This is a genomic window from Photorhabdus cinerea (assembly GCF_011189575.1).
GTDB classification, from domain to species: domain Bacteria; phylum Pseudomonadota; class Gammaproteobacteria; order Enterobacterales; family Enterobacteriaceae; genus Photorhabdus; species Photorhabdus cinerea.
The window spans coordinates 112968-136959 of sequence record NZ_PUJW01000005.1 but is presented as its reverse complement, the minus strand read 5'-3'; the positions used below and the strand labels follow the sequence as shown (position 1 = coordinate 136959).

At 41.3% G+C, this 23992-nt stretch carries 22 protein-coding genes; 8 read left to right on the top strand and 14 right to left on the bottom strand.

Annotation, left to right across the window (positions count from 1 at the left end; all coding sequences use genetic code 11):
- The first annotated feature begins 22 nt into the window (after positions 1 to 22).
- The gene (gene trpB, locus C5469_RS06470) at positions 23 to 1213 is read left to right on the top strand and encodes a tryptophan synthase subunit beta (protein WP_166303914.1); all 1191 of its coding nucleotides are present in this window, start codon (positions 23 to 25) and stop codon (positions 1211 to 1213) included.
- Entirely contained in the window at positions 1213 to 2019 is an 807-nt protein-coding gene (gene trpA, locus C5469_RS06465; RefSeq protein ID WP_166303911.1) for a tryptophan synthase subunit alpha, read from the top strand. Before trpB ends, trpA begins: the two co-directional genes overlap by 1 nt.
- A 59-nt stretch (positions 2020 to 2078) precedes the next feature.
- On the opposite strand, the gene ompW is transcribed toward trpA, so the two are convergent.
- Positions 2079 to 2720, bottom strand: coding sequence for an outer membrane protein OmpW (gene ompW / locus C5469_RS06460; RefSeq protein ID WP_166303908.1), 642 nt, complete (start codon positions 2718 to 2720; stop codon positions 2079 to 2081).
- Positions 2721 to 3151: 431 nt separating this feature from the next.
- On the opposite strand from ompW, the gene C5469_RS06455 reads away from it, so the two are divergent.
- Positions 3152 to 3916, top strand: a complete 765-nt coding sequence (locus C5469_RS06455; protein WP_166303905.1) for a YciC family protein — start codon at positions 3152 to 3154, stop codon at positions 3914 to 3916.
- A gap of 78 nt (positions 3917 to 3994) precedes the next feature.
- Here C5469_RS06455 and C5469_RS06450 read toward each other — a convergent pair whose 3' ends face one another.
- The 4 genes from C5469_RS06450 to C5469_RS06435 all read right to left on the bottom strand — a co-directional run bounded on the left by C5469_RS06450 (position 3995) and on the right by C5469_RS06435 (position 7617).
- Entirely contained in the window at positions 3995 to 4522 is a 528-nt protein-coding gene (locus tag C5469_RS06450; RefSeq protein WP_166303902.1) for an Ail/Lom family outer membrane beta-barrel protein, read from the bottom strand.
- Between the two features lie 527 nt (positions 4523 to 5049).
- Complete coding sequence (locus C5469_RS06445; RefSeq protein ID WP_166303899.1) at positions 5050 to 5451, bottom strand: HVO_A0114 family putative DNA-binding protein; 402 nt, start codon at positions 5449 to 5451, stop codon at positions 5050 to 5052.
- A gap of 4 nt (positions 5452 to 5455) precedes the next feature.
- Positions 5456 to 5821: a toxin-antitoxin system TumE family protein gene (locus tag C5469_RS06440; protein ID WP_166303896.1), complete on the bottom strand. Its 366-nt coding sequence runs from the start codon at positions 5819 to 5821 to the stop codon at positions 5456 to 5458.
- An 83-nt stretch (positions 5822 to 5904) separates the two neighbouring features.
- Positions 5905 to 7617 carry a SulP family inorganic anion transporter gene (locus C5469_RS06435; RefSeq protein WP_166303893.1) on the bottom strand — a complete coding sequence of 571 codons (1713 nt, stop codon included), beginning with the start codon at positions 7615 to 7617 and terminating at the stop codon, positions 5905 to 5907.
- 225 nt (positions 7618 to 7842) lie between these two features.
- On the opposite strand from C5469_RS06435, the gene C5469_RS06430 reads away from it, so the two are divergent.
- Entirely contained in the window at positions 7843 to 8379 is a 537-nt protein-coding gene (locus C5469_RS06430) for a septation protein A (protein ID WP_166303890.1), read from the top strand.
- Positions 8380 to 8455: 76 nt separating this feature from the next.
- Entirely contained in the window at positions 8456 to 8887 is a 432-nt protein-coding gene (gene yciA, locus C5469_RS06425) for an acyl-CoA thioester hydrolase YciA (RefSeq protein WP_166303887.1), read from the top strand.
- 146 nt (positions 8888 to 9033) lie between these two features.
- Here yciA and tonB read toward each other — a convergent pair whose 3' ends face one another.
- Together tonB and C5469_RS06415 are read right to left on the bottom strand one after the other, a co-directional pair.
- Positions 9034 to 9723 (bottom strand): TonB system transport protein TonB, encoded by a 690-nt coding sequence (tonB, locus tag C5469_RS06420; protein WP_166303884.1) that lies wholly within the window; start codon positions 9721 to 9723, stop codon positions 9034 to 9036.
- Positions 9724 to 9826: 103 nt separating this feature from the next.
- Positions 9827 to 10009 (bottom strand): YciY family protein, encoded by a 183-nt coding sequence (locus C5469_RS06415; RefSeq protein ID WP_054475299.1) that lies wholly within the window; start codon positions 10007 to 10009, stop codon positions 9827 to 9829.
- A gap of 246 nt (positions 10010 to 10255) precedes the next feature.
- Between C5469_RS06415 and cls the strand changes: the two genes are divergently transcribed.
- Positions 10256 to 11716, top strand: coding sequence for a cardiolipin synthase (gene cls / locus C5469_RS06410; RefSeq protein WP_166303882.1), 1461 nt, complete (start codon positions 10256 to 10258; stop codon positions 11714 to 11716).
- 112 nt (positions 11717 to 11828) lie between these two features.
- Complete coding sequence (locus C5469_RS06405; protein ID WP_166304223.1) at positions 11829 to 12158, top strand: HI1450 family dsDNA-mimic protein; 330 nt, start codon at positions 11829 to 11831, stop codon at positions 12156 to 12158.
- A 181-nt stretch (positions 12159 to 12339) separates the two neighbouring features.
- Here C5469_RS06405 and oppF read toward each other — a convergent pair whose 3' ends face one another.
- The 7 genes from oppF to C5469_RS06370 form a co-directional block, all read right to left on the bottom strand.
- Positions 12340 to 13341: a murein tripeptide/oligopeptide ABC transporter ATP binding protein OppF gene (gene oppF, locus C5469_RS06400; protein WP_166303879.1), complete on the bottom strand. Its 1002-nt coding sequence runs from the start codon at positions 13339 to 13341 to the stop codon at positions 12340 to 12342.
- On the bottom strand, positions 13338 to 14336 hold the full coding sequence (gene oppD, locus C5469_RS06395) for an ABC transporter ATP-binding protein (RefSeq protein WP_166303876.1): 999 nt from the start codon (positions 14334 to 14336) through the stop codon (positions 13338 to 13340). Before oppD ends, oppF begins: the two co-directional genes overlap by 4 nt.
- 9 nt (positions 14337 to 14345) lie before the next feature.
- The gene (gene oppC, locus C5469_RS06390; protein WP_166303873.1) at positions 14346 to 15254 is read right to left on the bottom strand and encodes an oligopeptide ABC transporter permease OppC; all 909 of its coding nucleotides are present in this window, start codon (positions 15252 to 15254) and stop codon (positions 14346 to 14348) included.
- A gap of 14 nt (positions 15255 to 15268) precedes the next feature.
- Positions 15269 to 16189: an oligopeptide ABC transporter permease OppB gene (gene oppB / locus C5469_RS06385; protein WP_166303870.1), complete on the bottom strand. Its 921-nt coding sequence runs from the start codon at positions 16187 to 16189 to the stop codon at positions 15269 to 15271.
- Positions 16190 to 16275: 86 nt separating this feature from the next.
- The gene (gene oppA / locus C5469_RS06380; protein WP_166303867.1) at positions 16276 to 17916 is read right to left on the bottom strand and encodes an oligopeptide ABC transporter substrate-binding protein OppA; all 1641 of its coding nucleotides are present in this window, start codon (positions 17914 to 17916) and stop codon (positions 16276 to 16278) included.
- A 135-nt stretch (positions 17917 to 18051) separates the two neighbouring features.
- Positions 18052 to 19689, bottom strand: a complete 1638-nt coding sequence (locus C5469_RS06375) for an ABC transporter substrate-binding protein (RefSeq protein WP_166303865.1) — start codon at positions 19687 to 19689, stop codon at positions 18052 to 18054.
- A 566-nt stretch (positions 19690 to 20255) separates the two neighbouring features.
- Entirely contained in the window at positions 20256 to 20900 is a 645-nt protein-coding gene (locus C5469_RS06370; protein WP_166303862.1) for a YchE family NAAT transporter, read from the bottom strand.
- A 409-nt stretch (positions 20901 to 21309) separates the two neighbouring features.
- Here C5469_RS06370 and adhE point away from each other — a divergent pair, with 409 nt between their 5' ends.
- Positions 21310 to 23970, top strand: coding sequence for a bifunctional acetaldehyde-CoA/alcohol dehydrogenase (adhE, locus tag C5469_RS06365; protein WP_166303859.1), 2661 nt, complete (start codon positions 21310 to 21312; stop codon positions 23968 to 23970).
- Positions 23971 to 23992: the final 22 nt, after the last annotated feature.

The following is a 23992-nucleotide window of genomic DNA, read 5'->3' as shown; positions in this document are numbered from 1 at the left end:
AATTACATGGACAAATAGAATAATGAGTAAACTTAACCCCTATTTTGGTGATTTCGGTGGACAATTTGTCCCACAGATCCTTATTCCAGCCCTTGATCAATTAGAATCAGCATTTATTACTGCTCAGAAAGATCCTGAATTCCAACAAGAGTTTCAGAATCTCCTGAAAAACTATGCGGGTAGACCCACTGCATTAACTTTATGCTGTAATCTGACCAGCGGCACTAAGGCTCGCCTTTATCTGAAACGTGAAGATTTATTACATGGCGGCGCTCATAAAACCAATCAAGTACTTGGTCAAGCGTTACTGGCCAAACGTATGGGTAAAGATGAAATTATTGCAGAAACCGGTGCCGGCCAGCATGGCGTAGCAACCGCCCTTGCCTGCGCACTTTTAAATATGAAATGCCGTATTTATATGGGGGCTAAAGATGTCGAGCGCCAATCCCCTAATGTCTTCCGCATGCGTCTGATGGGAGCCAAAGTTATCCCGGTTTACAGTGGCTCTGCAACCCTGAAAGATGCCTGTAATGAAGCACTGCGTGACTGGTCTGGCAGCTATGATAAAGCCCACTATTTGTTAGGGACTGCCGCAGGACCTCATCCTTATCCAACGATGGTTCGAGAGTTTCAGCGTATGATTGGCGAAGAAGCCAAATCCCAAATTCTGGCAAAAGAGGGGCGTCTGCCCGATGCCGTGTTGGCCTGTGTTGGTGGTGGCTCCAACGCTATTGGCATGTTTGCGGAATTTATTCCAGAAACCTCAGTACGGCTGATTGGTGTTGAACCCGCCGGACACGGTATTGAAACAGGTAAACATGGCGCCCCGCTGAAACATGGTAAGCTGGGTATCTATTTTGGTATGAAATCCCCAATGATGCAGACAGGTGAAGGCCAGATTGAAGAATCTTATTCTATTTCAGCAGGCTTGGATTTCCCTTCAGTTGGTCCTCAACACGCCTATTTAAATAGTATCGGGCGAGCTGACTATGTTTCTATCACTGATGATGAAGCATTAGAGGCATTCAAAACCCTTTCTCGCGAGGAAGGCATTATTCCAGCTCTCGAATCCTCTCATGCACTGGCTTATGCTTTGAAAATGATCCATCAATCTCCAGATAAAGAGCAATTATTGATTGTTAATCTATCCGGTCGTGGTGATAAAGACATATTTATTGTTCATGATATTTTAAAATCAAGGGGGGAAATCTGATGGAACGTTACGGGCAGCTATTTAAGACACTGAAAAGCCGCAATCAAGGTGCTTTTATCCCCTTTGTCACACTGGGCGATCCAAATCCAGAATTATCGTTGGAAATTATTGATGCATTGATTGCCGGAGGTGCTGATGCACTTGAGTTGGGCATTCCTTTTTCTGATCCATTGGCTGATGGCCCGACAATTCAGAATGCCAATCTGCGCGCTTTCTCCTCAAACGTCACCCCCACTCTTTGTTTTGAACTACTCGCAAAAATCCGAGTAAAACATCCTGATATACCAATTGGTTTATTAATGTACGCGAATCTGGTTTTTCACAATGGGATAGACGAATTTTATCGCCGCTGCAAAGATGCAGATATTGACTCGGTATTAGTTGCAGATGTTCCTATCTCAGAATCACGACCATTCCGTACCGCAGCAATGAAACATGGAATTGCCCCTATTTTTATCTGCCCACCCAATGCAGAAGATGAATTATTACGTGAAATCGCTTCTCATGGCCGGGGATATACCTATCTATTATCCAGACCAGGGGTTACCGGTACAGAAAGACGCGCTGAACAGCCTTTAAATCATCTAGTCAATAAGCTACGAGAATATCATGCTGCACCACCATTACAGGGATTTGGTATTTCAGAGCCAGCGCAGGTAAAAGAAACATTAACAAACGGAGCGGCAGGAGCAATTTCTGGATCTGCAATAGTCAGAATTATTGAAGAAAATCTTTCTCAGCCAGAAATAATGCTGAAAAAATTGACTGAATTTGTATCAAACATGAAATCTGCCACCCAAGTTTAGGGCAAAAAATGGGGCAAAATTTGCCCCATAATTTTCATATCAAACAAACTCTGTTCTCATCAGAAGTGATAACCCACACCAAACATAAATACCCACGGATCAAGCCGGGTGTCAATCTTATATTGTTGGCCACCTGCCTTGAATTTTACATCCGTTTCAACGTTTACCCACCATACAGAGGCGTTTAACATCCAGTTCTGATCTAACTCATAATCCAGACCAACGTGTCCCGCAACACCCCAAGAATCTTTTAAATCCAGACTATGTAAGTTGTTATCTCTAACAGCTGAATTACCATTAAATTTTTCGTTAAAGAAAGTGGTATAGTTCAGACCGATACCAACATAGGGGCGAAATTGACTTTCTTTAGAGCCGAAATAGTATTGTGCCATTAATGTCGGCGGCAGATGTTTTACTTTAGCAATATCACCAACACCCGGTAAACTTACCTGATGTTGGAAAGGTGTCGCTGCCAGTAATTCAACACCTATATTATCGGTAATCATATAACTGAAGGTTAAACCCATCTGAGTATTATTATCCGTACTAAAAGAGCCTACCCCTAATACATTATCAGAACCAGTATTAGGTCTTAACGTCGCAGTACCCGTGCGGAAAATAAAATCACCTGCTTCATGAGCAAGAACAAACGATGGTGCTAAAGTTGCCGCTGCCAATACAAATGCAGAAAGTTTTTTCATTATTCATCCCATTCCTGTTATTTAAAGTAGACCAAAATATACCGATATATTTTAAATTATGATCCAAGACAGATCACATCTTTTAAATAATTTAAGTAAGATCGCACACTTGCAATATTATTATTTCAAAAATGAATTATTTTAAATTGATACAAATCAATGTTTATTATTAATTAGAGTTTTTTCATACTTATATACCAATTCCAATATTTTACATTTTATCTAATTATATTTCCATTATGTTTTAACAAAGTTAAATTTATGTTTATTTTTATATTGAAAATATCATATGAAGAACTTTTTTCTCTCATCAACCATGACTATCAGCTATTAATTTATCCGTATAATCTCCTTTCAACTATCCACATTTGTCCATACAGAGTACAATTGACCATTGTGTATCATTGTTTAACCTGATGGGAGCTGTCTTCATGCCAATCACGGCGAATACCCTGTACCGTGACAGTTTTAACTTTTTCAAGAATCAACTGTTAAGTATTCTGACTCTAGCCATTCTTGCGGCCCTGGTTACTACCCTATTAGGGCACCTGTTTATCCCTGATAGCGAACAGATGAAGCTGCTAACAGAAGCAGAATTCACTTTTGCAACATCGGGTAAGGCAGGTATTCAGGATTTAGTGTCTCAGATGACACCAGAACAACAGTCAATGATTATGCGTGCGGGAATAGGAACTATTTTCTCAAGTATGATTGGTAATGTACTGCTCGCTGGTGGTGTGCTGACATTGGTCGCTGCAATTTCAGCCGGAAACCGTATCTCTTCATTACAAGCAATCGGTTTATCAGCAAGCCAATTACCGAAGTTGTTTCTTCTGCTGCTGATATGTATCCTGCTAATTCAACTTGGTTTGATGGCAATGCTGGTGCCAGGCATTATTTTATCTATCGCACTGGCCTTGGCACCCGTTATTATGACCGTTGAGCGTAGTGGTATTTTTGCCTCAATGAAAACAAGCTGGAAACTGGCATTTGCCAATATTCGTTTACTGATTCCGGCAATTCTACTATGGCTGACTGCAAAACTCTTGATAGCGTTTATTACTGACCGTCTGACATTCATTCATAATGAGGTGGCAGGAATCACGCTTGGCGTATTGAATAACTTGATCTCCGCCATTCTGCTGATCTACTTGTTCCGCTTATATATGCTAGTTACTTATTCACAGCAAAAATAAATATAAATTCCCTGTCTTACGACAGGGAATCTTCTCAAAATAGTGCTAACCAAGTTAAATATAAATTAGCGAATTTGATTAAAATCGATAACCAACACCAACTACCCAAGTACCTACTTTAAGGTCACCCAGTTTTGAATATTCATAGGATGCATCGATAGCCAGATTTGGCATAGGATTAAACTGTAATCCTGCGCCATAGCCAACAGATGTTTTGCTATCTGAATAATCATTAGGGCCTTTAACTTTTCCACGAGCCGCACCAACCAGACCGTATACACTTACATATTCATTAAAGCGGTATGAAGGGCCAGACATCAAGGAATAATAATCCATATCAAGTTTAGTGAGTTTTTTATCACCATATTTGAAATCGTAACCCGTATATGTGGCCGAGCCAATAACACCGAAATGATCATCCAGCTCATAACGATACTTCAAGTTAAAACCTTTTGGGTCCTTATTAGATTTATATTCATCACCATCATACTTTACATGTCCCTGAGCATAGCCACCAGAAATAGTACTTTCACCACCCGCATTTGCCGCAACTGCAAATACAGATAAACCTACTGCCACCACTGAGGCTACCAATGTTTTTTTCATTGAAAATCCCTAATATTATATAAATTATAAAAACAACTAATTGCGAGCCGGTATTGTTTATCAACTATTAGTAGAAAACAACTAAATCCTGTTTATTGTTAATTAATCGTTTAATAAAGAGAAATACTATAATTTTGTTAATTTCAGTAGAAAACCGTATTTATTTATCATAGAAAATTGATTTATTAGCAAGCCAACTCGCGAAATGGCCCCCGCTACTACTTATCTACCTTATAGCAGATATTCGCCAATATTCTCTTGCTGGTTTATACAATTCCATTATAACTGACCATGAAATTATTATGGATAATTATAATAAGATGGTAAAAATCATTATTGACGTGTTGAATAATCTAATCTCCATTATTTTACTGATTTACCAATTCCGGTTATATATGCTAATTGCCTTTTCATAGCAAAAATAAACATAAAATCACTACCCGAACAAGCCCCATAGTTATAAAAACTATGAGGCTGACAGGTCATAACATAAATAAATTGGCTCACATTGTATTAGATGTGCTACTTCAAGCCGCTATATTCTTAGTTCCACAAGATGACATAACCCTTTCAACGATTTCTTGCTCAATTTTTATTTCAAAATCAGTAAACAACGCCTTTGGTTTTACATTTCTGCCATTCTTTTCCAAAGCCACAAAACCGTGTCGATTCAGTGTTTTTAACGTAGCTGACAAGTTACTTGGTTGCCTTCCTGACAACTTAGCCAGCTCTACGATTGTTTCCGGTTTCTGTTCATTGATCAGACGTAAAAGAACAATATTATCACTGCTAAGTACCTGGGCCAGAGCGATCATAGAGGTAAACCAAATCTTAGGTTCACCAGGCTGAACGACATATTCACCTTTGACTATAGCCAGTGTGCGCTTACGTATAAGTTCTTCATTCATTACGCCAATGAGTGCTTTCATCGTATTACCCTCTTTTTTCGCGTACAGCGATAATTTCATCAATTTTAGTAAAAAAATCCTCAATTAACTGATATGCAGAAGTAAATTCATACGGAACACCCTTATCTATAGAGTTTCTATGAACATGGTCATACACTAATCGCCCCCGGTACTGATTTTTTCTTGATGGCGTAATTGCGTGCGCATTATCCATTCCAAACACTCGTGTATTGTATTTGTCATGCAATGTTAAGTTATAACGGATACCATGTGGAATGAAATTCGTTGGCTGGACAGCCCACACCTCAATTTTCCACCAATAACCATCATCCCTATTGACTCGCTGACCATGCAACTCAAGTAAGACGTCCAAACCTGAATCAAATTGCATTACTAAAAACCTCCTTGTTTATTATGACCTAATCATATGTTTTTATCCGATGAACTTCAAGCTCAGTGAATAACCATGCACCATTATCTTTTGATGTAATTAGAGTACCACTCAGGCTTACTTTGAATCATTCGTACCGCAAAATAGAGATCGGGCACCACAATCAGATCGTCGTCACTACTTTTAAGTTTATTCTGCTTTATCCAACGAGTAAGTTCTGTCCGACGACCAGCGAGCACCAGTGTGATACCTTTCACTTTCAATTCAGTAATCAATTCATCAATAGCCGCAAATACACTGACATCATCATGGGTGAAACTAACAGCAGCATCGACAACTAACCAACCTGGACGTTTTTGCACTCTGTCAACATGCTGTAACACCCGCTTTTTAAAATAACTGACATTGAAATAAGTCAATGGTGAGTTAAACCGGTACAACATTACACCGTCTATCGGTTTAATCTCATTACCCTGATTAATTGAATGGATCATCCCTTGTTCATTAACACCTAGGAGTTGATCTGTCGGGCGGAATATAATTCGCAAAAACTGCAATAAACCAAGCAGAACAGCAAAACCTACACCATTAATCAAACCAACCACCAACACTGCAATCAGTGTAAATAATGACAGAGTAAATGCCTGACGATTTCGTTTCCTCAATGACAGAATCGCCCGCAGACTCAACAGTGACGATGCTGAATAAATAAGCACCACACCCAGAGATGACAACGGAATATAATTCAGAAAATCTGTCATAAACAGCAAAACTAACAAAATAATAGAGGCGGCAATGACAGAAACCAGTTGAGTTTTCCCGCCAATAGCATCATTAACTGCGGTACGGCTGCTAGCCGCACTGACCGCAAACCCCTGCGATAAAGCAGAGGCAATGTTCGCAATACCCAACGCCCTAAGCTCAGAATCCGCATCGATCTGATAGCCATTTTTACTGGCAAAGCTACGAGCAGTCATCATAAAACTAACAAAACTGATAACAGCGAGGTTCAGAGATGGAATAACCAGCTCACGCATAATTCCAGGCTGAAAATCTGGCACGGGTACAATGGGTAATCCCTTACCACTAACACTACCAACAATCTGGATACCATATTTTTCAAGCCCAAATTGCCAACTTATATAAGTCGTTAATACCATAGCCAATAGAGGCCCGGGCCAGGCAGGACGTAAGAAACGCACAGTCAACAAAATCAACACCGTTACAACAGACATTGCTAACGTTGGTAAATGCGTACTCATTAATTTAGCAGGCAATACGAGTACCCTTTCAATCAACCCAGCGGGTACACCAGAAAAGCCGAAGACTTTAGCCAACTGATCCACAATGATTGTCAATGCAACCCCATTCATTAATCCTTTAAGAATCGGTCTTGAAAGAAAATCAGCAAATGCACCTAATCGAAAATGACTAGCAACAACACACCATACCCCGGTCATTAAAGTCATCACAATCGTAAGCTGCCACCGCACATCTTCATTATCAAAAACTAATGGTGCCACTGCTGCGGCAATGACGGCACACGTTGCCGCATCCGGCCCAACAATCAATTGTCTTGAAGTACCAAATAATGCATAAGCGAACATAGGTAAAATACAGGCATAAAGACCTATAATTGCACTTATTCCCATTAATTCAGCATAAGCAATAGCAACAGGTAGAGCGACTGCAGCCACAGAAAGCCCGGCTCTTAGATCATGACTAAACCACTCCTTACGATAATGAGAGAAATTGCCTAACCCTGGCATCCAACGCTGTAGTTTTTTCCACTGCATCTGGTTTATGCCCTCTTATTTTTCAACGGGTCTTGGTTATAATGCTGTGTTATATGTTTACTGACAACAGGAAGTTAATTACACCGCCCTTTATGGTAAAATTGTGCGAAACGGATCGATAAAATTCTTTTTTTATTGATAACTAAAGTCATACTGTTGCCGCTTGGTACACTTAATCACCAACATCAGGTACAGTCAGATATCGGAATTACGATAGGTTCAAACATGAAACAACTTTTAGACTTTCTACCTTTAGTCGTGTTTTTTGTTGTATACAAAATGTATGACATTTTCTACGCTTCCGGGGCCTTAATTGCAGCGACGGGTTTAGCTGTAGCCATTACTTATTTCATCTACCGAAAAGTAGAAAAATCTTCCCTGATTACTTTTATCATGGTTACGGTTTTCGGCACCTTAACTTTGGCTTTCCACAGTGATCTATTTATTAAATGGAAAGTCACAGCAATCTATGGTTTATTTGCATTAGCTTTGCTAGGCAGCCAATGGTTCATGAAGAAACCACTTATTCAGAAAATGCTAGGAAAGGAGTTGATTTTACCGGATTTTGTCTGGAATAAACTAAATATGGCGTGGGCACTATTCTTCATTGCTTGTGCACTGGCTAATATTTATGTCGCATTCTGGTTACCACAAGATGTCTGGGTCAACTTTAAAGTATTTGGTCTAACTGCCCTGACTCTGGTTTTCACCGTGCTCAGTGTAGTATATATTTACCGCCATCTGCCACGCGAACAGAAGTAACCATATTCAAATGAATACCTGTCTTCTGTAATCTGAGGCAGGTATTGTCTTTTCATCAAATAAAGTAAAGTTTTCAATGACACAACAACAATTACCCAACGGAGAGTTAGTACTCCGCACACTGGCTATGCCTGCCGATACCAACGCAAATGGAGACATTTTTGGCGGATGGTTAATGTCACAAATGGATATTGGGGGCGCAATTCTAGCAAAAGAAATTGCAGAAGGCCGCGTTGTCACTGTCAGAGTAAATGGTATTACTTTCCTAAAACCTGTCGCTGTTGGTGATGTAGTATGCTGTTATGCACATTGCCTCAAAACTGGTAACAGCTCGATTACCATTAATATCGAAGTCTGGGTCAAGAAAGTAGCATCTGAGCCTGTAGGTCAACGCTATCGTGCAACCGAAGCTGTATTCACTTATGTTGCTGTTAATGAGGATAATACTCCCCGCCGTTTACCAGAAGGCAAAACCCAATTCCAACTAGCCAGCAGCATTTGCGAATAAACCTGATACGGATAAAAAAAGGAGCATCTTAATAATGCTCCTTTTTTATCTATACTCTTCATCTTTCAAGTTGCTGCTTTGTTGGCTGCGTTCACTTGCCGCCGCGCTGCAATTTGAAATCTATTGGGTATATATTTTTCCAATAATCAGGATTGAGTTATACCGGTAATTCTAAATTCTACCGTTGTGATATAGCCAACAGCGGGTATTTTTTCATAGCGCCATTTTCTCATTGCTTTTTTTACTTCCCGGTCAAAAACATTCGGTGGATTGGCCCCAATCACTTCTATATTTTTTACCCTGCCGTCTTCATCAATATCATATTTGACTTTAACGTAACCTTCGGTACCCAATGCTGAAGCTCTTGATGGGTAAATAGGCAAAGCTTTACTTAACGCCTTTGGGCCTTTCTGCGGCTTAATTACCGTATCATTCCGACTATTATCAATACGGTCAGCCAGTGCATTCTGGTTAAACGATGGTTTTTCCGATTGCTCCGCTTTCCTCTCCACGGGTTCAGATTGCTTTTTAACAACCTTTTTCTTTACTTCTGGCTTCGGTTTCTTCACCTCTGGTTTTGGGATCACTGGCTCTGGAACAGGTTCAGGTTCTGGTGGCTCCTCTGGTTCTGATACAGGTTCCGGTGCAGCAGGTTCTGATACAGAAACTTCTTCAGCAGCTAACTGAATCATAGCTACAGACATAGGTGCAACATCAGGCTGTCTTTCCGGTATCACAGTACCAAAAAGTGCGGCGGCAACAGAGATATGTAAACAAACTGATAAAAATACTGGCCAACGTATCCAGCGCATAAGAAAGTTCTTTATTAGCAGCATAATAGTCAATCCTCGAATAACTGCTAGTTTAAATGCAAATAGCAATCATATTCAATAAAGATTGTAGATGAGCGTGAATATTAAGGCCAAAAATACTATTTTTTTAATGCATCCATTCACCATACTGAACGAATAATAGAGCACGACGTTGTTTATAACCATTTAATTTACGTAGTGAATAAATTCGCAAATTACGTCTTGATTGCCCCACCAGCCACCGGCGGCGGCGGTGGGAACTCTGACGTAACATTCGCCACCTTCCTACTTCATTCCTGCTATGTCTCATAAAATATACCCGTAAAAATAATCACGCTCATTATAAGCCTTTAAAAATGATATCCAAGACGTATCTGGATAGTACTTTTTATATCAATAATGCGAAATGACTAATATCAAGTATGATGCTTGCAGTATACTTGCGGATTTTTTGGTAAATTCATCAGATTAATAGATCGTTTATATCCCGTGCCTCTGGGAAAACGTGTTAAACGCCACCAAAGATGTTTGAACAAAACAGGATTGATTGCCGAACATGACAACCTTTTATTCCGTCCTAAGTTGGCTTGCTATTTTCTTCTATTGGCTGATTATTGCCAGTATCACCCTACGCATTTTGATAAAGCGCCGACCTGTAACTTCCGCTATGACCTGGCTATTGATTATTTATATCCTGCCTTTAGTTGGAATTATTGCTTACCTGTCATTTGGTGAACTGCATTTGGGGAAACGTAGAGTTGAACAGGCCAAAGCCATGTGGCCATCAACAGCCACATGGCTTGAAGAGTTGCGCAAATCTCGCCATATCTTTGCTACAGAAAACAGTGAAGTAGCAACACCTTTATTCCAGCTTTGCGAGCGACGGCAAGGGCTTGAAGGTGTTAAAGGTAACAAGATCCAACTGCTGAAAACCTATGACACTTCATTAAAAACCATCATCAAAGATATTGATAACGCCAAACACAATATTGAGATGATGTTTTATATCTGGCAATCCGGCGGCTTGGTTGAACAAGTCACTGATGCCCTCATGGCCGCTGCACGCCGAGGGGTCAGATGTCGCGTCATGGTAGATTCAGCGGGAAGTTGGTTATATTGTCGCAGTCAATACCCAGACATCATGCGTCAAGCAGGAATTGAATTTGTTGAAGCTTTGCGGGTTAATATCTTCCGTTTATTTTTACGCCGGATGGATCTGCGCCAACACCGCAAAATCATCTTGATTGATGATTATATTTCTTACACTGGCAGCATGAATATGGTCGATCCACGTTTCTTTAAACAAAATGCTGGTGTTGGGCAGTGGATCGACATCATGGTAAGAATGGAAGGGCCTGTCACCACGACTATAGGGGTTATTTACGCCTGTGACTGGGAAATGGAAACGGGTCAGCGTATCTTCCCGCCATCACCAGACAACAACATTATGCCATTTGAACAGGCCAGTGGGCACACGACTCAGATTATTGCATCCGGTCCAGGATTCCCTGAAGAATTGATTCAACAATCTTTAATGACTGCTATTTTCTCTGCCCGTAAGCAACTGATTCTAACTACCCCTTATTTTGTTCCCAGTGATGACCTAATGAACGCTATCTGTACCGCAGCCTTACGAGGTGTAGACGTCATTATCATCGTTCCCCGTAGAAATAATTTTTTCCTTGTCCGCTGGGCAAGTCGGGCATTCTTTTCTGAGCTGTTAAACGCAGGAGTGAAGATTTACCAATTTGAAGATGGTTTATTACATACCAAAAGCGTTTTGGTTGATGGTCAGCTCAGCATGGTTGGTTCAGTTAATCTCGATATGCGTAGCCTATGGCTAAATTTTGAAATTACCGTGGTTATCGATGATGAAAACTTTGGCAATGACCTAACTCTGGTGCAATACGATTACATTTCCCGTTCTACATTGTTGGCAGTCAATGAGTGGGAGCAACGTCCTCTGTGGCATCGAATTATTGAACGTATTTGTTACTTCTTTAGCCCTCTATTGTGATCAATCCCCTCGTCTTGTAAAGACGGGGGTACCAATCAATGCTTCATCATGTTTTAATTCCTCCATCATAACTCACGAATAAATCAATATGGACAACAGGCCCCCGCAAACTATGGATTTAGATCTCAATAACCGAATAACAGAAGACGAAACTCTTGAGAAGGCGTATGACATCTTTCTTGAGCTGGCCCCATCCAATCTTGATCCTGCTGATATTCTGTTATTTAGCTTACAATTCGAAGTACGTGGCGGTGCCGAACTATTAAATCCTTCTGATGAGTGGCTTGAACATGTGGATTTCGATCTGAACCCTGACTTCTTTGCCGAAGTCATTATCGGATTAGCAGAATCTGAAGATACAGAGATTAATGATATTTTTGCCCGTATTCTGATTTGTCGGGAAAAATCTCACCAAATTTGCCATATTTTGTGGAAAGAGTAAAAAAACCAAAACTACATTTTGATCCGACGTCGCACCTCAAAAAGTGAGAGTTACCGGTTTTAATATAGGTTTGAACGCCTGACATAACACCAAAAAGTAACTCTCATATTTATGACTTACAAGATACTTCAATATATGATCAAATGATAAACACCATCTAATATGACAACGTCACTAACAATCACAATGGGTCAACCTTCAAACAAGACACGGCATGACGGAAACTCCCCTCCATCAATGGCCGTGTTTTAGCGCATTCAGGATCTGCCATTGGGCAACGAGTACGGAAAACACATCCTGATGGCGGATTGATGGGTGACGGTAACTCGCCTTCCAGCAATTCAATGTGTTTATTTCGCTCTTTATCCGGATCAGGCACTGGTACCGCCGACATCAACGCTTTGGTATAAGGGTGCTGAGGATTATGATAAACCTCATCATAAGTTCCCAGTTCCACGGCATGTCCAAGGTACATTACCAATACACGGTCAGATATGTGTTTAACTACAGCAAGATCATGGGCAATAAAAATCAGCGATAGCCCCATCTCACGTTGTAATTCCTGCAACAGGTTAACAACCTGAGCCTGAATGGATACATCGAGCGCGGATACAGGTTCATCACAAATCACCAGTTTAGGTTCAAGGATAAGCGCCCGTGCAATCCCAATACGCTGACACTGACCACCAGAAAATTCATGAGGGTAACGGTTAATCAGGTTAGGCAATAATCCAACCTTCATCATCATTGCGCTTACCCGGTCTTTGATTTCCAGCTTTTTCATCTTGGGATGATAAGTGCGCAATGGCTCAGCGATAATATCGCCTATCGTCATTCTCGGATTCAAAGATGCTAATGGGTCCTGAAATATCATCTGGATATCACTGCGGATATCTCGCCATTGCTTATCATTCATATCCAGCAGATTTTGCCCCAGCCAGGTTACTGAACCACCAGAAGATTTAACCAATCCGATAATTGCACGGGCAAGAGTCGATTTACCACAACCGGATTCACCAACCACACCAAGGGTTTCGCCTTCATACAACCTCAATGTTACGCCATCGACCGCTTTCAGCGTTTTGGCTGGGTGCCAGAACCATTGTTTGCCATCTTTGATATCAAAGTGAACTTTTAAATCTGCTACTTCCAGCAGCACACGTCTTTCTTCAATCGGACTCATACCAATTCTCCCGGTGCTTTAAAACAAGCTCGCAAACGCCCGTTGCCAAATGCCTCTAACTTTGGTTCACAATCTACACAACGGTCTACTGAAAACTGGCAGCGTGGCTGGAACGGACACCCTTTCGGCAGCCGCAACAAGTTAGGCGGATTCCCCGGGATCGTCGTCAATGATTCTTCATCACCATCAAGACGAGGAACAGCACTAAGAAGGCCAATAGAATAAGGATGAGTTGGTTGATAAAACACTTCACGTGCTGAGCCATATTCCATCGTTCTCCCCGCATACATCACCAACACTTTGTCACAAATACCTGCAACGACGCCCAAATCGTGAGTAATCATAATAATCGCGGTATTAAATTCCCGTTTCAGCTCATTCAGCAGGGTCATAATCTGAGCCTGAACCGTTACATCAAGTGCGGTTGTCGGTTCATCAGCAATAAGTAATTTTGGCCGGCATAACAATGCCATGGCGATCATTACACGTTGGCGCATACCACCAGAAAATTCATGAGGATACATGTTCATACGCTTACGCGCTTCCGGCATTTTAACCGCATCTAACATCCGAATTGACTCAAGATACGCTTCACTTTTACTCATATGTTTATGCAACATCAATACTTCTGTCAGTTGGTCACTGACGCGCATATAGGGATTGAGAGAAGTCATTGGGTCCTGAAATATCATCGATATTTCTTCCGCTCTCATGCGGTTTAGTTCTTTCTCTTGCAAATTAAGAATTTCCCTGCCATTAAAAATAGCAGAGCCACCGGTTATCCCGTTTCTGGCAAGCAATCCCATCAGAGCAAAAGCAGTTTGTGATTTCCCAGAACCAGATTCCCCTACAATCCCCAGTGTTTCCCCGGCCCGTAAATCAAAATTTAACTTATTCACCGCGATAACATTCCCTTCCGGGGTGCTAAAAGTCACGTTCAAATCTTTAACAACCAACAACGGCTCAGAACTATTCTGGTTTTTAACGCTGTTCATGTTACCTCCTTAACGATCTTTCGGATCGAGGGCATCACGTAGGCCATCGCCGATAAAGTTAAAACAAAACAGTGTCACCACCAGAAAACCGGCAGGAAACAACAGTAACCATGGGGAAACTTCCATCGAATTCGCACCATCACTTAACAATGCCCCCCAACTACTTAATGGCTCCTGAGTTCCCAACCCCAGAAAGCTAAGAAACGACTCAAACAGAATCATGCTTGGTACTAATAAAGATGCATAAACCACCACTACCCCTAATACATTAGGGACGATATGGCGCAATACGATGTAACGGGTTGACACACCACACACCAGCGCTGCTTCAATAAACTCCTTACGTTTCAAGCTCAGCGTCTGACCGCGGACAATACGTGCCATATCCAGCCATGACACCATACCGATTGCGACAAATATCAGAAAAATATTCTGTCCAAAGAAGGTCACCAATAGGATCACAAAAAACATGAATGGAAATGAGTTCAAAATTTCCAGCAGACGCATCATAACTGAATCTGTTTTTCCACCCAGATAACCAGATAATGATCCATATAAAGTTCCGACGACTACCGCAACCAAAGCGGCTGCCACCCCAACCATCAATGAAATTCGCCCCCCAATGGCAACACGCACCAGCAAATCACGACCGGAAGAATCTGTACCAAAATAGTGACCTGATTCAAAATCAGGTGGCATCGACATCATAGCCCAGTCAGTATCATCATAAGTAAATTGAGCTAACATCGGTGCCAGGATCACAAACAAGGTAATCAAAGATAACAGACACAAGCTGGCAATCGCCGCCCGGTTGTGAATAAAACGACGTCGTGCATCCTGCCATAAACTACGACCTTCAACTTCCAGTTGCTCAGAGAAATTTTCCAGAGCTTCGCTGTTTTGTTTATTTACTATCATTGCGCGCTCCAGTTTTAATAACGGATCTTCGGATCGATAACCGCATACAACACATCAACAATCGCATTGAACAGAATAGTCAAGCCACCAACCAAAATAGTCAGGCTTAATACCAATGAATAGTCACGGTTCAATGCTCCATTAACAAACAACTGCCCTATTCCCGGCAAACCGAAGATCGTTTCAATAACCATTGAGCCAGTGATAATGCCAACAAAAGCAGGTCCCATATAAGAGATGACCGGCAGCAATGCAGGTTTTAAAGCATGGCGGAAAATAATGATGCGCAATGGCAACCCTTTAGCACGCGCAGTACGGATAAAGTTAGAGTGCAACACTTCTATCATTGAACTACGGGTAATACGGGAGATACTGGCAATATAAGCCAAAGACAATGCCACCATTGGCAATATCACGTACTTCGGTGCTCCACCATTCCAGCCTCCTCCCGGCAGCCATTTAAGATGAATAGCAAACACCAGCACCAGTAACGGTGCTACGACAAAGCTTGGGATAACAACCCCCGTCATGGCGAAACCCATAACTGTATAATCCCACTTTGTATTTTGATTAAGTGCAGCAATCACCCCGGCGCTGACCCCCAACACAACTGCCATAATAAATGCCGCAGCACCTAACCTGGCAGATACCGGAAATGCCACGGCGACCAGATCGTTAACGGTATAATCCTTATATTTAAAAGAAGGCCCAAAATCCCCCTTAGTAAGCTGGATTAGGTAATCAAAATATTGTTTATAAATTGGATCATTCAAATGATATTTCGCTTCAATGTTTGCCAGTACTTCTGGCGGTAACTTCCGTTCACCGGTAAATGGACTGCCTGGCGCCAACCTCATCATGAAAAACGAAATAGTAATAAGAATAAAAAGTGTCGGGATCGCCTCTAAACAACGGCGTAAAATAAATTTAAGCATTGCCCGTTCCTATGTGTTGGCCCTGAACCCTGGCCTTAAAATAATCTGCCACTAAAAGCAGCCATTTCCAGGCTGCCCTACAACCATTAGTGTTTGATAATATAAAGATCTTTGGTATGTAAATTATCTAAAGGATCTTTCCCTGTGTAGCCACCAACATAGGGCTTCACCAACCGGGTATTCACATAGTAGTAAAGGGGAACAATAGCCGAATCTTTATCTAGTTGCTCTTCTGCTTTCTGGTAGATGACCGCACGCTCATCGTCAGTTTTTACTTGCAGAGATTCTTTCATCAGTTTATCAAATTCACTGCTCTTATAATGAGCCGTGTTATTACTACTATAAGAAAGCATGGAATTCAGGAATGAAGAAGGTTCGTTGTAATCCGCACACCAGCCCGCACGAGCTACGTCATAATTGCCCTGATGTCGGGTATCAAGAAACGTTTTCCACTCTTGGTTTTCTAAACGAACATCAGCACCTAAATTTTTCCTCCAAACAGAAGATACCGCAATTGCAATTTTTTTATGCAGATCGGAAGTGTTATAAAGCAAGTTAAATTTTAATGGATTATCTTTATTATAACCGGCTTCAGCCAGTAATTTTTTGGCTTCCTGATTGCGCTGTTCCTGACTCCAACCAGTAAACCACACCGGTTTCATCTCTTTCATACCATCAGTAAACGGCGGTGTATAACCGGAAGCCGGGATATCACCCTGTGCTTTTACTTTATTGGTCACAATATCGCGATCCATAGCCAATTTCAGTGCAGTACGGACGCGGGGATCATTAAATGGGGGTTTTTCGTTATTAATTTCGTAGTAATAGGTACATAAAAGTGGGCTAATGCGTAATTCGTCCGGGATCTCTTTTTTTAACTTCTGGAATAGCTCAATCGGCAAGTTGGTATAAGTCATATCAATTTCACCACTGCGATAACGGTTTACATCCGTTACTTCTGAGGAAATTGGCAGGAAAGTGACCTGATCAATAATCGTATTTTTGTTATCCCAATATGTCGGGCTACGTTCCATCACAATACGCTCATTGACTATCCAGTTTTTCGGTTTGTAAGCTCCATTGCCCACAAAATTCTGTGGCTGAGTCCATTTCTCACCATACTTTTCCACTGTAGCTTTATGCACCGGCGACATGGGTGAATGAGCCAAAAGTTTTACCAAATAGGGAACCGCTTCGCTCAATGTTAGCTGTAATGTATAGTCGTCTAATGCCTTTACACCCAGAGTATCTGGTTTCTTTTTACCACTGATGATGTCATCAATATTCGTGATATGAGCATACTGGAGAAAACTTGTATAGGGAGAAGCAGTATTGGGATCAGCCAGACGTTGCCAACTGTAAACAAAATCCTGAGCAGTGACAGGGTCACCATTAGACCACTTAGCATCTTTACGCATATGGAATGTCCAGACGGTAAAGTCTTTATTCTCCCAACTGGTCGCAGAACCTGGCAAGATTTCGCCATTCGGGCCAACGATGACAACACCTTCAAACAGATCACGGGCCAAATGTGACTCTGGTACTCCTTCAATCTTATGCGGGTCCAGCGATTGCGGTTCAGAACCGTTATTACGAACTAAAACCTGTTTATCCGCTAATTGAACACCATCAGGCACTTGTGCAGCAAAGACCTGACTTGCCATTACCATACTCAGTGCAGCGCTAATGCTGGCAATAAGTAATTTCTTTTTAGTTGTGTTTATCATCTTTTTCTACTCCAATTTTACATCGCCAGACTTTTATAAGTCGACGGCCCAAAAATAAGGGACGGATTATCACCTGCATTCAAAAGGAACGATTTTGTTTGCAGGACCAGTAACTCTTTTGAGTAAAACTAGTGTCTAGTTTTTTATCATATACAGTCGCTTAATATCCATATAATCCAATGGGTCTTTCCCTGAAAACCCTCCCACTGATGGGCTAACAAGCCGTACACTCACCCGGTAATAAACGGGAATCAATACCGAGTCTTTATCGAGTTGAAACTCAGCCTGCTGGTATAACTTCTTACGTTCAACAGCATCTTTGGCGATTAATGCCTGTTCCAGATAGCCATCGAAATTTTTATTCTGATAGAAAGTCGTGTTGTTACTGCTATTTGAGAGCAGCATATTTAAAAATGCAGTAGGTTCATTGTAATCAGCACACCAGGTCGCTCTACCCACCTCATAATTCCCCTGATGGCGGCTTTCGAGAGAGGTTTTCCACTCCTGGTTTTGTAAAATCACATCGGCTCCCAGATTCTTTTTCCACATGGAAGCGGCGGCAATAGCCTGTTGTTTATTTTGATCAGATGTGTTGTATAACAATGTGAACTTCAGCGGATTTGCTTGATTAAAACCAGCCTGCGCCAATAATTCTCTGGCACGTTTATTACGCTGTTCCTGTGTCCAGTCAGCCCATTCTGGTTTTGAAAAATCGCCACCACCAATAAACGTTGGCGTAAAACCATAAGCGGGTATTTGCCCCTGCCCCATAATTTTTCCCGCAATAATATCTCTGTCGAGAGTTAACTTGACTGCTTCACGGACTCTGACATCAGTAAACGGGGGTTTTTTATTATTAATCTCGTAATAAAACGTACAAAGATAAGAACTAACGCGCACCTGATCAGGGATCTCTTTCTTCATTTTCTGATACAGATTAGGAGGAATGGCGCTGTTGGTTATATTGATTTCCCCACTACGATAACGGTTAATACCGCTAGTTTCTGACTGAAGAGGTAAAAGAGTGGCCTGTTCAATAATTGTCTTCTCGTTATTCCAATATTGTGGATTACGCTCAAGTACTATCCGCTCATTCACCACCCACTCTTTCAACCGATATGCCCCATTTCCCACATAATTTTCTGGCAATGTCCATTTATTGCCCAACTTCTCGACGATATCCTTTTTCACGGGTTTCATTGCTGTATGACTGAGCATATTGACAAAATAAGGCACAGGATGCGTCAGAGTAACTTGTAAACGATGATCATCTAGCGCTTTAACACCCAACTGATCGGGAGATTTTTTACCCCTAAGAACATCATTAATGTTTTCAACGTAAGCATATTGAAGGTAACTGGCATAAGGTGATCCCACATTTGGATCAGCCAATCGTTGCCAGCTATACTCAAAATCGTGTGCAGTGACCGGCGTTCCATCACTCCATTTAGCGTTATCACGCAGATAGAAAGTCCATACCGTGTAACCTTGATTTTCCCAATGGCTTGCAACTGCCGGAACAATTTCCCCTTCCGGACCGGTACTCACCAAGCCTTCTAATAGATTAAGAATAATGTTGGTTTCCGGCACACCTTCGACTTTATGTGGATCAAGTGAGGCAACTTCTACACCATTATCAACAGTAATCTGCTGTTTATCGGCAAGTTTCACCCCCTCTGGTACTTCAGCCGCGAACACAGCCGTAACAGGAAATGCTAATAATAAAAATATACTGGAAACAAACTTATATAATTTTAATTGTTTGATCTTCATTTCTTTCCTCCAGATTTGGTGAATCTTCTCATTCACTCCGCATATATCCCATAAAGACCGGCATCTTCACGTTATTCACCCCAAAGTAAAATACTTACGGATTAAATATTAAAGACTGCTTATCATACCAGTTGTTAAAATATTCCTTTCATATTGCAAAGATCAGCCTTACAAACAACTTATTACAACCTATTACATTAATTGGCAAAAGATCCCAAATCACACAACAATACATTGATATATAAATATTTTTACACAAAATGATTAACTAAAACAGGATATAAAGGTAAACCCAAATGAAAATAAACATAATTTTAACAAATTGCAATCAATGCAAATTAAAAACCTACATTCATCACAAAACCATGGTGGAAGCAACTAGTTACACATTGAACAAACAGACCAGGATAATTTAAAAAATATTGGATTATTTGTATAAAATTCAGGAAGTACCGATAAAAAAAGCGAGAAAAGACGATAAAACAAGCTTTATAATAAAAATGATAAGAATATTATAATTTATAATTTGACTAGAAAAAAATTCACATCTTTTCTCGCAAGTCGTATCAGATTAACCCTGGAAATAATGCCCTAATCCCTGTCACAATCAGTTCGATTCCCAAAGACATCAACAACAGCCCCATAATACGGGTGATAACGTTAATTCCCGTTTGCCCAAGGTATTTGACCACTAAAGGAGCGGCTCGAAATAATAACCAGCAGCAAAAAGCAAACAACGCGCTGGTTAGCACAAGTCCAATAAAATTTTGCCACCCCTGGTAGCGAGAACTCCAAACAATACAAGAACTGATTGCCCCAGGACCTGCCATTAACGGTAATGCCAATGGCACAACCCCTACACTCTCTCTGATCGCTGTTTCTGATTTTTCCTGCTTATTTTGCTTATCTTCCCCAAGCTTACCGTTAATCATCGACATAGCGATAGTCACAACAAGAATCCCACCAGCAATACGGAAAGAATCAATGGAAATACCAAACATACGCAGGATCGAATCACCTAACAGCAAAGCTGTCCATAAAATGATGGCAACAGAAATATTGGCGATAAAATTAGTTTTATTACGGGCAGATTGAGTCTGGTAATGAGTCATGCTAATAAAAACCGGCAAGATACCAACGGGATTAACTAGCGCAAACAATCCAACAAAAAACTTAATGTAACCAGAAAGATCCAGTAGCAAGTCACTCACAAATAACTCCTCATTGAACTACGCAGTATTAGTAATCATGTTTCCATATGGTCATCCACCAGAAGATTATGGAAAACTTAATTTTTTCTTTACATTATACCGATGAGATTTTGGTTTCTATCGGCTATAACCCATTTTTTAATTAATAATTTCTTATATGAAAAGTTGTTTACTCGATATTTTCACCAGGTTAATAACTTAATTTTATTAACTCTTTTGCCATTCCTCTCATATTATCACCCACCAAAGCTGAAAGGAGTCAGCTTTGCATTTGTGTGATTAAGATCAATATATATTTAATACCAAATGGTAATCTGTGGCTATCATAAAATCACCAGACTAAATAGTCTGGAAAATGCTTATTTACTTAATATTAAAGATTTTTAATATTTATCAGGAGTCGTTTTTTATGACTGTAACTAATGCTACTGAACTGAATGAAATGGTTGCCAGAGTAAAAAAAGCGCAACGTGAATTTACTAACTTCTCTCAAGAACAAGTTGACAAAATCTTCCGAGCTGCCGCTCTTGCGGCAGCTGATGCACGTATTCCTTTAGCAAAATTAGCCGTGACAGAATCTGGTATGGGTATTGTCGAAGACAAAGTAATTAAAAATCACTTTGCCTCCGAATACATCTATAACGCATATAAAGATGATAAAACTTGTGGCATTTTGTCCGAAGACAAAACATTCGGCACTATCACTATTGCTGAACCTATAGGCTTAATTTGCGGCATCGTGCCAACCACTAACCCAACATCTACAGCTATTTTTAAGGCGCTAATCAGCCTAAAAACCCGTAACGGTATTATTTTCTCACCACACCCACGAGCTAAAAAAGCAACCAACAAAGCTGCTGAATTGGTCCTACGTGCTGCAATTGAGGCCGGCGCACCTGAAGATATTATTGGCTGGATTGATGAACCTTCTGTTGAACTTTCTAATGCGTTGATGCACCACCAAGACATCAACCTGATCCTGGCTACCGGTGGCCCAGGTATGGTAAAAGCGGCATACAGCTCAGGTAAACCCGCAATCGGCGTTGGTGCGGGTAACACCCCCGTCGTCATTGATGAATCAGCTGATATTAAACGTGCCGTTGCATCTATTCTGATGTCCAAAACGTTTGACAACGGCGTTATCTGCGCTTCAGAACAGTCCGTTATCGTAGTGGATTCTGTTTACGAACAGGTACGTGAACGATTCTTTACTCACGGTGGTTATTTGTTACAAGGCAAAGAGCTGAAAGCAGTTCAGGATATTATCCTGAAAAACGGTAGCCTGAATGCAGCAATTGTTGGCCAGCCTGCAACTAAAATTGCCAAAATGGCAGGCATCAATGTTCCTGAAAAAACCAAGATCCTGATTGGGGAAGTCAGCCAGATTGATGAAACTGAACCTTTTGCTCACGAAAAACTATCTCCACTGCTCGCTATGTATCATGCTAACAGTTTTGAAGATGCGGTAGAAAAAGCAGAAAAACTGGTTGAAATGGGCGGTATTGGTCACACCTCCTGCCTGTATACCGATCAAGATAATCAAGCAGCAAGAATCAAGTACTTTGGCGACAAAATGAAAACAGCACGCATCCTGGTGAATACACCCGCATCTCAAGGTGGTATCGGTGATCTTTACAACTTCAAACTTGCTCCATCTCTGACACTAGGTTGCGGTTCCTGGGGAGGAAATTCCATCTCCGAAAATGTGGGGCCAAAACATCTCATCAACACCAAAACCGTGGCGAAGAGAGCAGAAAATATGTTATGGCATAAACTTCCAAAATCAATTTACTTCCGTCGTGGTTCCCTGCCTGTCGCATTAGGGGAAGTGGCAACCGATGGTGCAAAACGGGCCTTTATCGTAACAGACCGTTTCTTATTCAATAATGGTTTTGCTGATCAAGTCACTGATGTGCTGAAATCCCACGGGATAGAAACAGAAGTTTTCTTTGAAGTTGAAGCCGACCCGACATTGAGCATCGTTCGTAAAGGTGCTGAACAAATGCACTCATTCAAACCGGATATCATTATTGCACTAGGGGGTGGTTCTCCAATGGATGCCGCCAAAATCATGTGGGTAATGTATGAACACCCCGAAACGCATTTCGAAGAATTAGCCCTGCGGTTTATGGATATCCGTAAACGCATCTACAAATTCCCGAAAATGGGCATTAAAGCTAAAATGGTAGCGATTACCACAACTTCCGGCACAGGCTCTGAGGTGACACCATTTGCCGTTGTCACTGATGATACAACTGGTCAAAAATATCCATTGGCCGACTATGCCCTGACTCCGGATATGGCTATCGTTGATGCTAATCTGGTCATGGATTTACCAAAATCACTGTGTGCTTTTGGTGGCCTGGATGCAATCACCCATTCTCTAGAAGCTTATGTATCTGTGCTGGCAAACGAATACTCTGACGGACAAGCTCTTCAAGCCCTAAAACTACTCAAAGAATTCCTCCCAACCAGCTATCACGAAGGTGCAACTAACCCTATTGCCCGTGAACGGGTTCATAATGCTGCAACCATTGCTGGCATTGCATTTGCTAACGCCTTCCTGGGTGTATGTCACTCTATGGCACATAAGTTGGGTTCTGAGTTCCATATCCCGCACGGCCTTGCTAACGCACTGCTGATTTGTAACGTTATCCGTTATAACGCTAACGATAACCCAACTAAACAGACTGCATTCAGCCAATATGACCGTCCACAAGCACGTCGTCGTTATGCTGAAATTGCAGATCACCTTGGCTTATCTGCTACCGGGGACCGTACTGCAACAAAAATTGAAAAACTGCTAGCATGGCTGAAAGAGATGAAATCTGAACTGGGTATTCCAGCGTCTATCCGCGCAGCCGGTATTCAGGAGGCGGACTTTTTAGTGAAAATTGATAAATTGTCTGAAGATGCTTTCGATGACCAATGCACTGGCGCAAATCCTCGTTATCCCCTGATTTCTGAGCTGAAACAACTATTGTTGGATTCATACTATGGACGTGAATTCACAGAAACGACTGTAACACAGGAAACGGCAGAGCCAACACAAAACCCGGGCAAAAACTAGCCATTAACTAACTCAATATCAC

Coding starts and splice junctions, on each gene's coding strand:
- trpB (WP_166303914.1), top strand. CDS start 23: ATGAGTAAACTTAACCCCTATTTTGGTGATTTCGGTGGACAATTTGTC.
- trpA (WP_166303911.1), top strand. CDS start 1,213: ATGGAACGTTACGGGCAGCTATTTAAGACACTGAAAAGCCGCAATCAA.
- ompW (WP_166303908.1), bottom strand. CDS start 2,720: ATGAAAAAACTTTCTGCATTTGTATTGGCAGCGGCAACTTTAGCACCA.
- C5469_RS06455 (WP_166303905.1), top strand. CDS start 3,152: ATGCCAATCACGGCGAATACCCTGTACCGTGACAGTTTTAACTTTTTC.
- C5469_RS06450 (WP_166303902.1), bottom strand. CDS start 4,522: ATGAAAAAAACATTGGTAGCCTCAGTGGTGGCAGTAGGTTTATCTGTA.
- C5469_RS06445 (WP_166303899.1), bottom strand. CDS start 5,451: ATGAAAGCACTCATTGGCGTAATGAATGAAGAACTTATACGTAAGCGC.
- C5469_RS06440 (WP_166303896.1), bottom strand. CDS start 5,821: ATGCAATTTGATTCAGGTTTGGACGTCTTACTTGAGTTGCATGGTCAG.
- C5469_RS06435 (WP_166303893.1), bottom strand. CDS start 7,617: ATGCAGTGGAAAAAACTACAGCGTTGGATGCCAGGGTTAGGCAATTTC.
- C5469_RS06430 (WP_166303890.1), top strand. CDS start 7,843: ATGAAACAACTTTTAGACTTTCTACCTTTAGTCGTGTTTTTTGTTGTA.
- yciA (WP_166303887.1), top strand. CDS start 8,456: ATGACACAACAACAATTACCCAACGGAGAGTTAGTACTCCGCACACTG.
- tonB (WP_166303884.1), bottom strand. CDS start 9,723: ATGCTGCTAATAAAGAACTTTCTTATGCGCTGGATACGTTGGCCAGTA.
- C5469_RS06415 (WP_054475299.1), bottom strand. CDS start 10,009: ATGAGACATAGCAGGAATGAAGTAGGAAGGTGGCGAATGTTACGTCAG.
- cls (WP_166303882.1), top strand. CDS start 10,256: ATGACAACCTTTTATTCCGTCCTAAGTTGGCTTGCTATTTTCTTCTAT.
- C5469_RS06405 (WP_166304223.1), top strand. CDS start 11,829: ATGGATTTAGATCTCAATAACCGAATAACAGAAGACGAAACTCTTGAG.
- oppF (WP_166303879.1), bottom strand. CDS start 13,341: ATGAGTCCGATTGAAGAAAGACGTGTGCTGCTGGAAGTAGCAGATTTA.
- oppD (WP_166303876.1), bottom strand. CDS start 14,336: ATGAACAGCGTTAAAAACCAGAATAGTTCTGAGCCGTTGTTGGTTGTT.
- oppC (WP_166303873.1), bottom strand. CDS start 15,254: ATGATAGTAAATAAACAAAACAGCGAAGCTCTGGAAAATTTCTCTGAG.
- oppB (WP_166303870.1), bottom strand. CDS start 16,189: ATGCTTAAATTTATTTTACGCCGTTGTTTAGAGGCGATCCCGACACTT.
- oppA (WP_166303867.1), bottom strand. CDS start 17,916: ATGATAAACACAACTAAAAAGAAATTACTTATTGCCAGCATTAGCGCT.
- C5469_RS06375 (WP_166303865.1), bottom strand. CDS start 19,689: ATGAAGATCAAACAATTAAAATTATATAAGTTTGTTTCCAGTATATTT.
- adhE (WP_166303859.1), top strand. CDS start 21,310: ATGACTGTAACTAATGCTACTGAACTGAATGAAATGGTTGCCAGAGTA.